This is a genomic window from Cupriavidus yeoncheonensis, from assembly GCF_905397275.1.
Taxonomy (GTDB): Bacteria; Pseudomonadota; Gammaproteobacteria; order Burkholderiales; family Burkholderiaceae; genus Cupriavidus; species Cupriavidus yeoncheonensis.
The window spans coordinates 152,442-164,797 of sequence record NZ_CAJPUY010000018.1; the positions used below are offsets into that span (position 1 = coordinate 152,442).

At 62.3% G+C, this 12,356-nt stretch carries 12 protein-coding genes and 1 pseudogene; 6 read left to right on the forward strand and 7 right to left on the reverse strand.

Features of this window, described 5'->3' with window-relative positions; genetic code table 11:
- Positions 1-51: 51 nt before the first annotated feature.
- From KHO22_RS23240 to KHO22_RS32885, 3 genes and pseudogenes are all read right to left on the reverse strand, one after another.
- Positions 52-1,650, reverse strand: coding sequence for an MFS transporter (locus KHO22_RS23240; RefSeq protein WP_211949532.1), 1,599 nt, complete (start codon positions 1,648-1,650; stop codon positions 52-54).
- Between the two features lie 147 nt (positions 1,651-1,797).
- Positions 1,798-2,292, reverse strand: coding sequence for a LysR substrate-binding domain-containing protein (locus tag KHO22_RS32570; protein WP_338031360.1), 495 nt, complete (start codon positions 2,290-2,292; stop codon positions 1,798-1,800).
- Positions 2,293-2,329: 37 nt separating this feature from the next.
- Positions 2,330-2,737, reverse strand: a pseudogene (locus KHO22_RS32885) (LysR family transcriptional regulator); the annotation flags it as partial.
- Positions 2,738-2,991: 254 nt separating this feature from the next.
- On the opposite strand from KHO22_RS32885, the gene KHO22_RS23255 reads away from it, so the two are divergent.
- The 4 genes from KHO22_RS23255 to KHO22_RS23270 all read left to right on the forward strand — a co-directional run bounded on the left by KHO22_RS23255 (position 2,992) and on the right by KHO22_RS23270 (position 6,832).
- Positions 2,992-3,669 (forward strand): helix-turn-helix domain-containing protein, encoded by a 678-nt coding sequence (locus KHO22_RS23255; RefSeq protein WP_230426976.1) that lies wholly within the window; start codon positions 2,992-2,994, stop codon positions 3,667-3,669.
- Between the two features lie 254 nt (positions 3,670-3,923).
- Positions 3,924-5,672 carry a methyl-accepting chemotaxis protein gene (locus tag KHO22_RS32790; RefSeq protein ID WP_211949535.1) on the forward strand — a complete coding sequence of 583 codons (1,749 nt, stop codon included), beginning with the start codon at positions 3,924-3,926 and terminating at the stop codon, positions 5,670-5,672.
- Positions 5,673-5,784: 112 nt separating this feature from the next.
- Positions 5,785-6,534, forward strand: a complete 750-nt coding sequence (locus KHO22_RS23265; RefSeq protein WP_211949536.1) for a helix-turn-helix domain-containing protein — start codon at positions 5,785-5,787, stop codon at positions 6,532-6,534.
- On the forward strand, positions 6,518-6,832 hold the full coding sequence (locus tag KHO22_RS23270) for a flagellar transcriptional regulator FlhD (protein WP_211949537.1): 315 nt from the start codon (positions 6,518-6,520) through the stop codon (positions 6,830-6,832). Before KHO22_RS23265 ends, KHO22_RS23270 begins: the two co-directional genes overlap by 17 nt.
- A 178-nt stretch (positions 6,833-7,010) precedes the next feature.
- Here the strand turns inward: KHO22_RS23270 and KHO22_RS23275 are convergent, their stop codons facing one another.
- The 3 genes from KHO22_RS23275 to flhD all read right to left on the reverse strand — a co-directional run bounded on the left by KHO22_RS23275 (position 7,011) and on the right by flhD (position 9,007).
- Positions 7,011-7,790: a flagellar brake protein gene (locus KHO22_RS23275; RefSeq protein ID WP_211949538.1), complete on the reverse strand. Its 780-nt coding sequence runs from the start codon at positions 7,788-7,790 to the stop codon at positions 7,011-7,013.
- Positions 7,791-8,021: 231 nt separating this feature from the next.
- Positions 8,022-8,672 (reverse strand): flagellar transcriptional regulator FlhC, encoded by a 651-nt coding sequence (gene flhC, locus KHO22_RS23280; protein ID WP_211949548.1) that lies wholly within the window; start codon positions 8,670-8,672, stop codon positions 8,022-8,024.
- A 17-nt stretch (positions 8,673-8,689) separates the two neighbouring features.
- On the reverse strand, positions 8,690-9,007 hold the full coding sequence (flhD, locus tag KHO22_RS23285; RefSeq protein ID WP_420839644.1) for a flagellar transcriptional regulator FlhD: 318 nt from the start codon (positions 9,005-9,007) through the stop codon (positions 8,690-8,692).
- A 531-nt stretch (positions 9,008-9,538) separates the two neighbouring features.
- On the opposite strand from flhD, the gene KHO22_RS23290 reads away from it, so the two are divergent.
- Entirely contained in the window at positions 9,539-10,684 is a 1,146-nt protein-coding gene (locus KHO22_RS23290) for an EAL domain-containing protein (RefSeq protein ID WP_211949550.1), read from the forward strand.
- A 135-nt stretch (positions 10,685-10,819) separates the two neighbouring features.
- On the opposite strand, the gene KHO22_RS23295 is transcribed toward KHO22_RS23290, so the two are convergent.
- Positions 10,820-11,086 (reverse strand): hypothetical protein, encoded by a 267-nt coding sequence (locus KHO22_RS23295; protein WP_211949539.1) that lies wholly within the window; start codon positions 11,084-11,086, stop codon positions 10,820-10,822.
- A gap of 556 nt (positions 11,087-11,642) precedes the next feature.
- Between KHO22_RS23295 and KHO22_RS23300 the strand changes: the two genes are divergently transcribed.
- Positions 11,643-11,996 (forward strand): hypothetical protein, encoded by a 354-nt coding sequence (locus tag KHO22_RS23300; RefSeq protein ID WP_211949540.1) that lies wholly within the window; start codon positions 11,643-11,645, stop codon positions 11,994-11,996.
- Positions 11,997-12,356: the final 360 nt, after the last annotated feature.

Sequence of the window (12,356 nt, forward strand, 5' to 3'; positions counted from 1 at the left end):
TCTCCCGTTTCCAAGGCCGCGGCATGCCACTCATGCCGCGCGGCGGCGATTTCATTCAGCCGCCATGGCCGGTTGCTGGCCGGCGCGCATCAGCCTGACCGGCGGCACGCGCCGTGCGCGCCACAGGCCCACCAGCGCGGCTACCGCGGCAATGACAAGCCCCAGGTGGATCGCCGTCACGAGGGAAACACGCGCCTGCTCCAGCAGCAAGGCGCCATTGTGCCCTGCCTGCTGCAGTTCGGTCAGCAACCCGGCCTGTGCGGCCTTGTCGATCAGTACCTGCGGGTCCGACATGCGGCTGAGCCAGTCCAGCGCATTGGCCGTCGTCAGCGAATGTTCCACGCCAGCGGAATAGGAGCGTGTCACCATCGTGCCGACCATAGCGGTACCGATCATGCCGCCTACCATCCGCAGCGACTGCAGCATCGCCGTGGCGATGCCCAGGTGTTCACGGCCAACCGTCTGCTGCGCGAACACCGTCAGGTTGGGCATGATGAAGCCGAGCCCGAACCCCGCCAGCAACATGATCGTCAGCAGCAGCGGATGCGACATGCTGCGCGTGGCCTGTGACAGTGCAAGGCATCCGGCGGCCAGCATGGCGAAGCCGGCAAACAGCATGGCGTTCGGATGGCGAATGCGCGTGATGATGCGGCCGTTTACGATGCTGCCGACCGTGATGCAAACCACTAGCGGCGTCACCAGCAGGCCCGCGTCGCGCGGCGAGTATCCGAACCCGCCCTGGAGCAGCAGCGGCGCATAGATCAGCAGCGCGAACATGGCGAAGCCCACCAGTACCGCAAGCTGGAATAGCGGCGCCACGCCCGGGTGCCGGAACATGTCCAGCGGCAGGATCGGGTTGGCGCAGCGGCGTTCCCATTGCCACAACCCGATCAGCGCCGCGACCGCTGCGACCAGCAGCCCGGCCGTCAGCCAGTCGACGCCGCGTTGCGGCAGCAGTTCGACACTCATCTGCATGCCGCCCAGCCCCACGCCGATCAGCAAGGCACCGAGCCAGTCGACCCGGATCGGCCCGCTGTGCGCTTGCTGGCGCAGATGCGGCAGATAGCGCCATACGAACCACAGGCTCAGCGCCCCCACCGGCAGGTTCACGTAGAACACGGCGCGCCAGCCATACAGTTCGGTCAGGATGCCGCCCAGCGATGGCCCGACTGCATTGGCCACGCCGAACGCCGCGCTCATCAGCACCTGCCAGCGCAGCCGGACATGCGAATCCGGAAACAGATCCGGAATACACGCGAAGGCGGTACCCACCAGCATGCCGCCCCCGATCCCCTGCAACCCGCGCGCCGCTACCAGGAACGGCATGCTCGTCGCCATGCCGCACAAGGCGGAGGCCACCGAGAACACAACGATGGAAGCCAGCACGAAGGGCTTGCGGCCGTAGTAGTCGCCAAGGCGGCCGAAGATCGGCACGGTGATGACGGACAACAGCAGGTATGACGTCGCCACCCACGCGTAATACTCGAAGCCCTGCAACTCGGCAACGACCGTCGGCAACGCCGTCCCGACGACGGTCTGGTCCAGCGCCACCAGCATCGACACGAAGGCGACCCCCAGCATGGCGAGCAGCGACTCGCGAAACGGGAGAACCTGACCGCCGCCATGCCCCGACTGTGCCTTTGACGTCATGTTGCTGCTCGATCAATCGTTGTAGTGTCAATCATTATAGGACGGGTTGGCAGAATTTTCCGGGACCGACGATCGCCCGCGAGTCCTGGAGCAATCGCGGCCGCTCAAAAGCCGGGAATGGCGGCCACACAACGAAATCGCTGGTTCTCAGGACTGCCGTTTGCTCCAGTCACTTGACCCGGGGCATTCCGCCTGGGCCAGCACACATTCCCTGAACGCCTTGCGTATCGGCGTTTGTTCGGCGTCCCGCTGGCTCAGCAGACCGACGCTGCCGCGACTGGCGTAGGGGAGCGCCAGCATGGCGGTACGCCCGGCCTCGCAGAAGAACCTCGCCGGGCGGTGCGACGTGATGCCCAGCAGGTCGCACCGCGCCAGGATGGCAATGGTCGGCAGCAGTCCCGCCGTCTCGATGCGCACCTTTGGCGGCGGCTCGGCAGCGACGGCAAGTTCGAAGCTGAGTTCGCTCCAGAGCTGACTGCCCTCGGGCAACCCGATCCATCCGTACGGCCGCGTCTCTGCCCAGGCGACTTCGCTGCGCCCGGCCAGAGGGTGATCGACCCCTGTAATGACGCGCACAGTCTCCTCGTACAACTCGTCGTAGCGACTCGCAAGACACCCGTGCATCCATGCGGCCAACCACATAGTCGAGCCTGCCCTCCCTGAGCTGCAGCACAAGTTCCTGCAGCACCCCTTCCCTCAGGGTAATGAACACGTCGGGGTACTGCGTGCGCAGCGCGGCGATTGCCGTCGGCACAACCGTTGCGGCAATCGCATGCGTCGCGCCCACCGCCAGGTGGCCACTCGCGCCCTGGGCCATCAGTTCGATCGTCAGCTGCGTCCGGTCAATCTCGGCAAGGATCGTCCGCGCATGCACGATCAGCGCCTCGCAGAAGGCGGTCGGCACAAGCCCCTTGGGCTGGCGCTCGAACAAGGGTACGCCAAGATCACTTTCGAGTTCAGCCAGCCATTTGGACAGGGCCGGCTGCGTCATGCCGAGCCGGTTAGCCGTATGGCTCATATGGGCCGAGCGGTACAGCTCCACCAACACGTGCAGCTGACGGATGCGCAAGCGCTGAGTCCATTCCATGACAGTGGCTCCATGAAGTTTGGGACATGGCGATGGGCAGATTTCTCATTTTATGTATATCGCCCCACCGACAACAATGCTCTCGTCGGCACCCGGATTGCTGCATTCGTTATCCACCGGGAAGGCCGCCCAGAGAACACGCCGCGCCTCGCGCCGGAGCAGCGTGTGGTTCGAGCCGGCGCAGCCAACCACCCATTCGCATCATGCCCAGCTGCCTACAGTGTTCGATGAGTCGCTTCTGCCTGCCTTCAGGCATGAAACAGACAGACATCACCCGGCTCGTGCCGCTGGTCAGGCGCCGCGTCCGCCTGCTCAAAGGAGACACGCTCTATCGTCCCGGCGATGACGCGCACACTATCTATGCCGTCCGCGCCGGCACCATCAGGACCTCCATGTGCACCGCCGGCGGCCGCAACCACGTCGTCGCCTTTCACCTGCCTGGCGAGATCGTTGGTCTGGACAGCGTGGCACATGCGACGCATACATGCGAGGCAACCGCCCTGGAGGACACCAGTCTCTGCGTGATCCCGTCCGCGGCGCTCAAGGCGCAGGCTGCGCAACTCACTTCCCTGCGCGACCGGCTGCTCGAGGCCTTCAGCCTGGAGGCCCGGCGCGAGCGCGACCAGGCCATCGTGCTCGGCCAGATGACGGCCGAAGAACGTGTCGCGACGTTCGTGCTGGGCTTGTCGGCGCGGTTGTCGGCGCGCGGGTTCGCCGCTTCGGAGTTCCTCCTGCGCATGACCCGCGAAGACATCGGTAGTCATCTCGGACTCAAGCTCGAAACCGTCAGCCGTATCTTCTCGCGCATGGCGGGCGCCGGGATGATCCGGGTGCGCTCACGCCACCTGACGATCCTCGATCGGGTAAAGCTCGAGGATGTTACCAAAGGCCATAGCCCGCTCCCGCAGCGCGCCGCAGTCGCACTGCTGTGACATGCCACGTTCCCGAAGCCGCTGACGAAATCCGCCAGAAGGTTGACTCCTGTCAAGGTCGCTTCCCCCCACAGCGGACCCGACCGATACGATTCCATTCACAGGTATAAGGACGATCTCCTTATCTATCCCAATCCATCTCTCTCTAAAAGGCACTCGGTTTTCGACGGACCAATTTCCAAAAAGCAGATCCATACGTCGCGACATATTTACTGGAAATCTCCCGTCGCATTGCCGGTGAATGCCCCAATACGATGAAGCAACTACTCATTTCCATCAAAGCCAGGCTGATTGCCGGCTTTGTACTTACGTTCGTACTGCTTTCCGGCCTCGGGGTATTCGGGTATTTGGGCGTGACAACGCTGGGTTCCCATATAGAGGATCTTTTCAACTCGAATACGTCGCCCATCATCGACCTGGCAGCGGTCCGATCCGACGCCCTCCGTATCCGGCTGGATCTCTGGCGGGCGCAGGTCGAGCAAAACAAGGAAGCCACGCGCCGTCTCACCGACGACATTACCGCGGCGCGGACCGACCTCAACAAGCGCTGGTCCCACTACTACCCGGCCGGCATCAGCTCGCCGCGTGAGCGCGCGCTTGCGGATGACATCGTCGGCAAGCTGTCGAAGTTCGCTGACGACTCCGAACGCGTATTGGGCTATATCCGCGCGGAAGACTATGAAACAGCCCGGCAGTTCCAGTCACAGCAGCTCGCGCCAACGGCCGATGCACTCAGCAAGCTGCTTGACGAGAACATGCAGGACAACATCACGCAGGCCACTGCGAACGCCACCGACAGCATGTCGCTGACCACGCGGATCCAGTGGATCTCAGTGTCTCTGGTGATCGCCGGTGCATTGGCTTCGCTGCTGGTGTCCACCTGGCTGGTGCGGGCCGTGACCCGCCCGCTGTCAAGGGCTGTCGAGATCGCTCACCGGGTTTCGGAAGGCAAGCTCGGCGAACCGATCCGCGTCGACTCGCTGGACGAGTTTGGCCAACTCATCGGCGCGCTGAAGGTCATGGATGAAAAGCTGACCGCGACGGTCCGCGGTATCCGCGAATCCAGCGAATCGGTCACGGTGGCGTCCGGTCAGATTGCGAGCGGCAACATCGACCTGTCCGCCCGCACCGAGCAACAGGCCGCATCGCTGGAACAGACGGCCGCAAGCATGACCGAGATCACGGAAACCGTGAAGCAGAATGCCGACAACGCCCGGCAGGCCAACTCGCTGGCCCGGAATGCTTCGGACCTTTCGAACGCCAACAATCAGGCCGTCGATGCGATGGTCCGGACGATGGGCAGCATTGCCGAGAGCTCGGCCAAAATTACCGATATCACGAGCATGATCGAAGGCATTGCCTTCCAGACTAATATCCTGGCGCTGAATGCGGCAGTCGAAGCCGCCCGTGCAGGCGAGCAAGGGCGCGGCTTCGCCGTCGTTGCCGGAGAAGTCCGCTCGCTCGCACAACGCTCCTCCGCGGCAGCCAAAGAGATCAAGGACTTGATCGGGCATTCGTCCTCGATCGTCCAGGAGGGCTCGCGCCAGGCGACGGAGGTTGGCACCGCCATGCAGGAGGTGGCTCGCGTGATCAACATGGTCACCGATATCGTCGGTGAGATCGCGGCAGCATCCGAAGAGCAAAGCCGTGGTGTCGAACAGGTCCATCAAGCCATCAGCCAGATCGACGCCGTGACGCAGCAAAACGCGGCGCTCGTGGAAGAGGCGACCGCCGCGGCCCAGTCGCTCGAAGAGCAGGCCAGCAGGATGAAGGAGGACATGCTGTTCTTCCGCCTGTCCGGCGAGGCGCCGCCGTCATCGCTCCAGCGCACGGACGCGGTGCCGGCGCGCAAGGCCGCCATGCCTTCGAAGGCCGTGCAGGTCAGGCGCGCGCAGGCTCCACGCAGTGCGGCAGTCCTGCGTACGCCAACCGGCACGCAGGAGCGTGCCGGGGCCTCGGAACCCGTTGCCCAGACCGATAACACTGCGTGGGAATCGTTCTGACGATATCTCTGCCGCCTGATGGCGTGCTACCCGACCGGGCGTCGTGACATTGCCCGGCCGCTGCGTTGTGCGCCACGCGGGCCGGCCGCCCCCAACCCAACTGACTGTAGTGATGCCTCGCTGTTCTGCCTGCACCTTTGCCAACTTTTGCCTGCCCGGAGGCATGACCCGTCGCGACAGCGAGCGGATGGATTCGGTGGTGCTCGGCCGCGTCAGCCTGCACAAGGGCGAATCGCTGTACCAGCCCGGCGATCCCGTCAACGCCATCTATGCGATCCGCGTCGGCACGCTCAAGACCCAGGTGGCTACGCAGGACGGCCGCGTGCAGATCGTCGGCTTCCACCTGCCCGGAGAACTGATCGGCCTGGAGAGCCTGGTATCGACGCGCCAGATGTCCCAGGCAATCGCACTGGAAGATGCGCGGCTGTGCCGCGTCAACCTGCCGGCGCTGCGCACGCTGGCCGGCAACCTCCCCTCCCTGCACAACAATCTCCTGCGACTGCTGGCCACGGAAGTCCAGCATGATCACGCCATGCTGGCCATTCTTGGTGTTCTCAACGCCGAAGAACGGCTGGTCTCATTCCTGCTCGACCTGTCCTGCCGGCTGTCCGCGCGCGGCTTCGCCTCCAACGAATTCCAGCTGCGTATGACGCGCGAGGAAATCGGCAGCTACCTCGGCCTCAAGCTCGAAACGATCAGCCGGCTCTTCTCCCGCTTGTCGGATGCCGGCCTGATCACCATCCGGCATCGACACGTAAAGCTGATCGACATGACGGGCCTGCATGAGATCCATTCCCGCTCGGCGGCGGCCACCGTTCCCACCAGGAAGATCGAGGAAGCGCTCTTTGGCCACGCGCGCTAGCCGCGCTTCGCTGGTGTCCTGGGCCACGTCGATTGCCGACCTCAATTTCGCGTACCTGCAACTCGCCAGGCGACTGGCGCAGGGCGATTCGGATATGGCCATGCACAGCCTCGGGTGCGGAGCGGAAATGGTTGCGGCTATTGCTCGCCTGACAACAGAACAATTGCTGCGAGTTTCGAAGACCAATCTTTTCCTTTGCCGCATCGACCTCCGGCTTCTTTCACGCTTTCTGGAGTCGGCTGAGTTGCCTGGTGCTGACGTTGAGTCAAAGCAAATTACCGGGAAATATCATAGCTGATCGTATTGGCGGCCAGGATAGAATTTCTTCTGTAGTCGCGAGGCTACTCCCCCAAATTTAGCCCTCTTTTCAGAGGGCATTTTTTTATCCTGATGGGGGAGCTCGACTTGGGAAATTTCCAGTTGAAGCAATACGTCACACGTGGGCGATCCACGATCGCCACGACAATACGACGATCTCACATGCCACGCCGCCGATGACTGAGTTCCAATGACGTCACGAGCCGCTGCAGCAGGTTCTCCGCCTTCACAGGCAGGTCCAGGAACGCGCAGCCATAGTAGACGCTGCCAGCCTCCGCCTCGTCGATCGCGCGGCTTGCCATGATGCGGATATCCACGGACAGCTTCCCATAGGGTCCGAAATCCATGACGGCGCCGCGCACCTTGGCGCCGTCTCCGAAACGCAGTCCTGCGCCGATGCGCCCACGCAGCCGTACACCCGACAGTGAGACGTCGACGATGTCCAGTTGCAGCCGGTTGAGATTGCCATTCTGGATCAGGCACAAGAAGCCGGCATCGGGCGGCACGGGCGCGCGGAAGTGGCGGCGGCGCTGAACGTAGTACAGGCACGCGGGAAAAGGCACCTCGAATGCCAGACGTCCCTTGAACTTGACCTTGCGCGGCGCGCCCGACTGGAACGCCACCGGCGCTCCGCGAATCGACGCAAGAAACAGGTTCTCACGGGAGTCGGCCAGCTCGCTCTCGTCCTCCGCGCTCATGCTTCGGTCCAGCACCAGGCGGTGTTCCTTCAGGTCAGCCTGCAGCACCCGCGTGCTCAGTTCATGACCGAACTGGTTGCGGACGCGGACGGCGGACCCTAGCCAGGCAAGGTCGCTGAGGATCGCGCCGATTTCCGTGGTCCCGTCGAGGCGAAAGCCCTCTTGAAGTTCGTGAGGGAGTGCCTCGCCAATGGCCGCGCCAGGGATGGCGGCAGGCGTGCTGCTTTCAGCAAGATGCATAGTGCGACTTCATGTCCTGGTTTCCGGATTGCCGACAGGCAGAATCCGTACGCTGTCAGGCTCATGAAATCTTATGAAGCGCGATATTAGCGCTCAACGACGTGGTTGATGTCGATTAAGTTTCCTGGCAATTCGCATATCGGACGCGCACTGCGCGGCAGTCGCAATGCAGGGGGCGCGCCTCTTCGCCTCGTACCACATCGCCTGGCCGCAACCGCGTCCGCATGTGTCCTACTGCGCGTGGAATGCGGCAAGGGCCGGCGCACGCTTCGCCATGTGGGCAAGCAATGCGATGTCGCTGTCCGGTCGGACTGACATCCCTGCATGGACGACCCCCGCGGGGTTGTCCGGCTTTGCCTTCCTGCCTTTGGCAGCTCGGGGCGGTGGTGCGCACAGGCCGCAGACGAAGTTCGACTGCAGGTCATAGGTGTGGCGCACGTACTTGCCGCCACAGCACTTGCAGGAACAAAGTTCCATGGTTCTGCATTCCACAAACCGGACCAGCGTCCAGGCACGCGTAAAGCTCAGCACCACTTCCTCGCCGATCATCGCGATCTGTTCCTGATAGAGGCGGTAGGCGGAGATCATCCGGTCGATGCGTACCTGTCCGCTATGCGCCTCGAGGAACCGATAGGTCGACAGGAACAATGACGCGTGGACATTCGGCCGCCAGGTCAGGAACCAGTCCGGCGAAAACGGCAACTGTCCCTTGGGCGGCGAAACTCCGCGCAGTTCCTTGTACAGCCGCGCCAGTCGGTCGCGAGACAGCGATACCTCGGCTTCGAGCACTTGCAGCCGCGCACCAAAGCCAATCAGCTCGATCGCAAGCCGAAAGTCTTCGGCGTCGCGCAACACGCTCTTGCGCGGCGGCGCGGTTTTCATGGCGTTCGTGGTTGTGTTCAATTGATGGCCTCCACTGGCTGTGCCGACAGCAGGATCGCCATCTGCATCTGTTGCAGGTCGTGCTGCGACGGGCCCGCGGCAAGGCTCGACAACAGCACGTGGTCATCGAAACGGAATCGGCACAGCAGGAGGTTTGTGCGCGAGAGCTTGATCAACTGCGCAGGAGTCAGCACTGCGATCAAACGGGCTATCTCCTGACTGATACCCAGCCGGAACATGCCTTCTGCCTCGCTATCCTGGATCAACCGCTGCGCGAGCAGCAGGTATGACAGGTTGAACTCGGATATGGCGTTCATACAATCCTCTGAAATCATTTTGCTGCCTTGCCTTATGGCGGTCACATCAAGTCTGGTTCGGGAACAGGTGCTGCAATCGTCCCGCATGCCCTTCCGGTGTCGCAGCGGCAATAGGGAACCGGCCCCACGATCGGCATGCCTTTCCGTCTCATGGCTGCTTGCGACAGAACCATTCTGGCAAGGAAGGACGCAGTAATAAAATGAGATTGCAGGATGTCGATATATGGGAAACCTCATGCTTCCCGCGGCGCCGCTGCACCGTGACCCGCATCGGAAAAATCTTAAGAGATCGACCAATCGACTCACGCCCATTTTTCGCCAAAGAATTGTGTTGAGTCAAAATCGTTCGGCGAGGCGTGATCGCATGCAACACCGAAGCGCCCGGCACGGTACGTGCTGGAAAATCGACGATGACCTTGGTGCAGATCAAAGTCAGGAGCGCACCGTGCACTGGATGTCTGCACAATGCGAATCTGAAGCCGCCCGCATCCTGCAATCACGATTCCGCGGGCGCCCTGCCACCCTGCCGTCTGGATGCACTTTCCTGTCATGCCTGGCCGCTCCCAATCCGCGCACACACCAAACACAGACGCATGGCTTCAAAGCCGTGCCCTCAATCTCCTGCGCGCTGGTTGCCTGGAGATGCACTATCAGCCAATCCTGGACCTCCGGTCCGGCCGCGTCAGGAAGGTCGAAGCCCTGGCACGACTGCGCGATGGTGATGAGGTGCTGCCGCCCGCGGCCTTCCTGCCGCATTTCGGCCAGGAAGAGCTTTACGAGTTGTACATCCAGGGACTCGACCGCGCCCTCCATGATCGCAACCTCTGGATGGAGCATGGGCTGGAGCTGGACCTGTCCGTCAATCTTCCGCCCAGTGCACTTTGCGACTCGCGTTACTTCGAAGCCACGTACCGGGCCCTGGTTCGCCACGCTTGCCAACCTTCCGCGCTGACGCTGGAGATTCTCGAGGGCAACAGCATCGACTGCGTCGACCACGCCGCCGAGCAGTTCCACAAGTTCACGGCGCTGGGTGTACGCATGGCCGAGGACGACCTTGGCTCAGGACACAGCAGCCTCACACGGCTGCGCGAACTGTCGTTCGATTGGGTCAAGATCGACCGCGGCATTGTCCGACTCACGGGCAACGACAATATCGAGGTGCTTCATTTCGTCCACCAACTGACGCGCCTCAGCCACGCACTGGGCAAGACAGTTATTGTGGAAGGCGTGGAGGACCTTGCGTTGATCGACGCCATCACGATTCTCGGAGCGGACGCGGCGCAGGGTTTCGGCATTGCGCGCCCAATGCCCGCACGGCATTTGCTCGACTGGCACCGTGAGCGCGGCACCAATCGCTCAAGCCAGTACACCGAGGCCGAACTGACGCGCCTGGCAAAGCTTCTATTGGTCGAGGAGCGCCTGCAAGCCTGCCAGGAACCAGTCGCGGCGAGCCGCCGGTGCGATGTGGCAGCGAACATTGAACCTGCAGGCAACGGAGGCTTGCCGCAATGGTGGAACGATATGTCGTGCGGTGCATGCCAACTCACGCGCTTCCGCGCCGAGGTCAATGCGATCTATGTTGGCGACCGCAAGCGTGTCGCCGAAAAGGATGCACTCATTCACGCGGCGGCGCTCCACGGCGTGCGCAGCAACGCCTATCGGCAGGCTCGCAGGGAACTCTCTGCAGCGACATGAATGGCAGCGCCTGCCAGCCAGCATAGCGAAGCGTGTATCAATGTTCGCGCCAGTCGTCACGCAAGAGCCGACGCATTGCGCCCACAACACTAATCAACACGACCAGCAGGGCCACGACAAGAACAAGCGTCATGGCTAGCGCCCTATCCACCAATGCAGGACGAGGAGGAACAGCGCTCCAGGCAAGCAGATCGCCACGGCGCTGACCGCAGCCACGAATTCCGCGTGCATTCGTGCACGGGGGCTCGCCATGGCCAGCAGCTTGGGAACGATCATCACGGCAATCAGCGTGACAAAGGAAAAGATCGAGACAAAGGCAAGCATTGGAGTCAGATAGGCTTGGGCGCGGCCGCAAAGTCCGGCGGCATTGCAACCCAGCGGGTCCGTACGCAGCAGCGTCATGCCCCGGACAATTCCGCGGCCGTGCCGCAGTCGCGCACGGCCTGCGGCGAGGTCAGGTGAAGGGTGCACACCGTGGCACCGCACCGACGACATATCCATTGTTCCAAGGAACGGCCCGACTGAAAAATGAGAACAGGGCCCTATGCCATGCCCTAAATCTCATAGAGACGCGCAACGGCGCATGCCGGCATGCCTAAAGGTGGCGCCGCCGGCACGTGTGGCCTTGCGCCTGCGTTCCGACACCACTCCCAGCAAAATTCCGCGATTGGCGCAACGCCATGCTGATCGGCAATATTCTCGAGCACGATCAAGGCGCGTCCATCTTCGCAAGATACCGGCAACGTATCGTCTTCCCAATAAGGCGGATTGACTCAAGTTAGAGATGGTCTAGCAGCGCTGGGCTTGCCACCGGGCGATAACGATGCCCACCCGACGGCCCGCCCCCTTGAATTCGCAATTCGGACGCTGATTGCGATACATCAAGTTTCGCTATCAGCCATCGTCGTGGATCCGCCGTTGTCGTTGGATACGACTACTCTCTTGCTCTTGAACGAACATGAACGGAATCGATCCCCAATCCACGCCATCCTTAACGCCGACAGGCGGGTCGCCGCACGTCAAAGGGCTCACTGCCTGCGCCAACACGCAAGCCGGCGTTGTCGACATACCGGAAGAAATCAGTGCACTGGGCAACGCATCACTGCATCACGGGGCTTGCCTGTTGGTCATGCGCGAACTGCTGCTTGCGTTGTGCACGCATGCACAGGGAGTACTAAAGCCTGATATCGCCCAGGCGCTCCGGGCCGGGACCGACGCGATCCTTGCCCGCGCCGATGACAAGCCCCTTCCCGCCAGCTTCTATCACGCGCTGCTCGCAGAAATGAATGGGTATCTGAACCGGTTGCGATAGCGTTCGACTTCACAGGCCCTGACGGCAATCGTGCGGCCACTGACGGACCGGCAAGGTGCAGGAGGTATCTGCCGCGGTCGCTAACGGGGGGCCGTGAATTTGGAATAGGCCGGCGGATATGCCGGCCTTTCTTGTTGGCTCGCGCTGAAGGGGCGAACTAACCCACCGGGCGCGATACTTGCCCCATCAAGCTGGACTAAGAAGTCGCGCGAAATAAAGGCCGGGTTGCCATGCGCGAGGGCGGGCCACAAAAGCAAAAACCCCTCGCAGCACATGCTGTCGAGGGGTTTTGCATTGTAAGAGCCTGGCGATGACCTACTTTCACACGGGTAATCCGCACTATCATCGGCGCGGAGTCGT

Excerpts from the sequence above, each read along its gene's own strand:
- KHO22_RS23240 (WP_211949532.1), bottom strand. The coding sequence starts at position 1,650 with ATGACGTCAAAGGCACAGTCGGGGCATGGCGGCGGTCAGGTTCTCCCG.
- KHO22_RS32570 (WP_338031360.1), bottom strand. The coding sequence starts at position 2,292 with ATGTGGTTGGCCGCATGGATGCACGGGTGTCTTGCGAGTCGCTACGAC.
- KHO22_RS23255 (WP_230426976.1), top strand. The coding sequence starts at position 2,992 with ATGAAACAGACAGACATCACCCGGCTCGTGCCGCTGGTCAGGCGCCGC.
- KHO22_RS32790 (WP_211949535.1), top strand. The coding sequence starts at position 3,924 with ATGAAGCAACTACTCATTTCCATCAAAGCCAGGCTGATTGCCGGCTTT.
- KHO22_RS23265 (WP_211949536.1), top strand. The coding sequence starts at position 5,785 with ATGCCTCGCTGTTCTGCCTGCACCTTTGCCAACTTTTGCCTGCCCGGA.
- KHO22_RS23275 (WP_211949538.1), bottom strand. The coding sequence starts at position 7,790 with ATGCATCTTGCTGAAAGCAGCACGCCTGCCGCCATCCCTGGCGCGGCC.
- flhC (WP_211949548.1), bottom strand. The coding sequence starts at position 8,672 with ATGAAAACCGCGCCGCCGCGCAAGAGCGTGTTGCGCGACGCCGAAGAC.
- flhD (WP_420839644.1), bottom strand. The coding sequence starts at position 9,007 with ATGATTTCAGAGGATTGTATGAACGCCATATCCGAGTTCAACCTGTCA.
- KHO22_RS23290 (WP_211949550.1), top strand. The coding sequence starts at position 9,539 with ATGCCTGGCCGCTCCCAATCCGCGCACACACCAAACACAGACGCATGG.
- KHO22_RS23295 (WP_211949539.1), bottom strand. The coding sequence starts at position 11,086 with ATGACGCTGCTGCGTACGGACCCGCTGGGTTGCAATGCCGCCGGACTT.
- KHO22_RS23300 (WP_211949540.1), top strand. The coding sequence starts at position 11,643 with ATGAACGGAATCGATCCCCAATCCACGCCATCCTTAACGCCGACAGGC.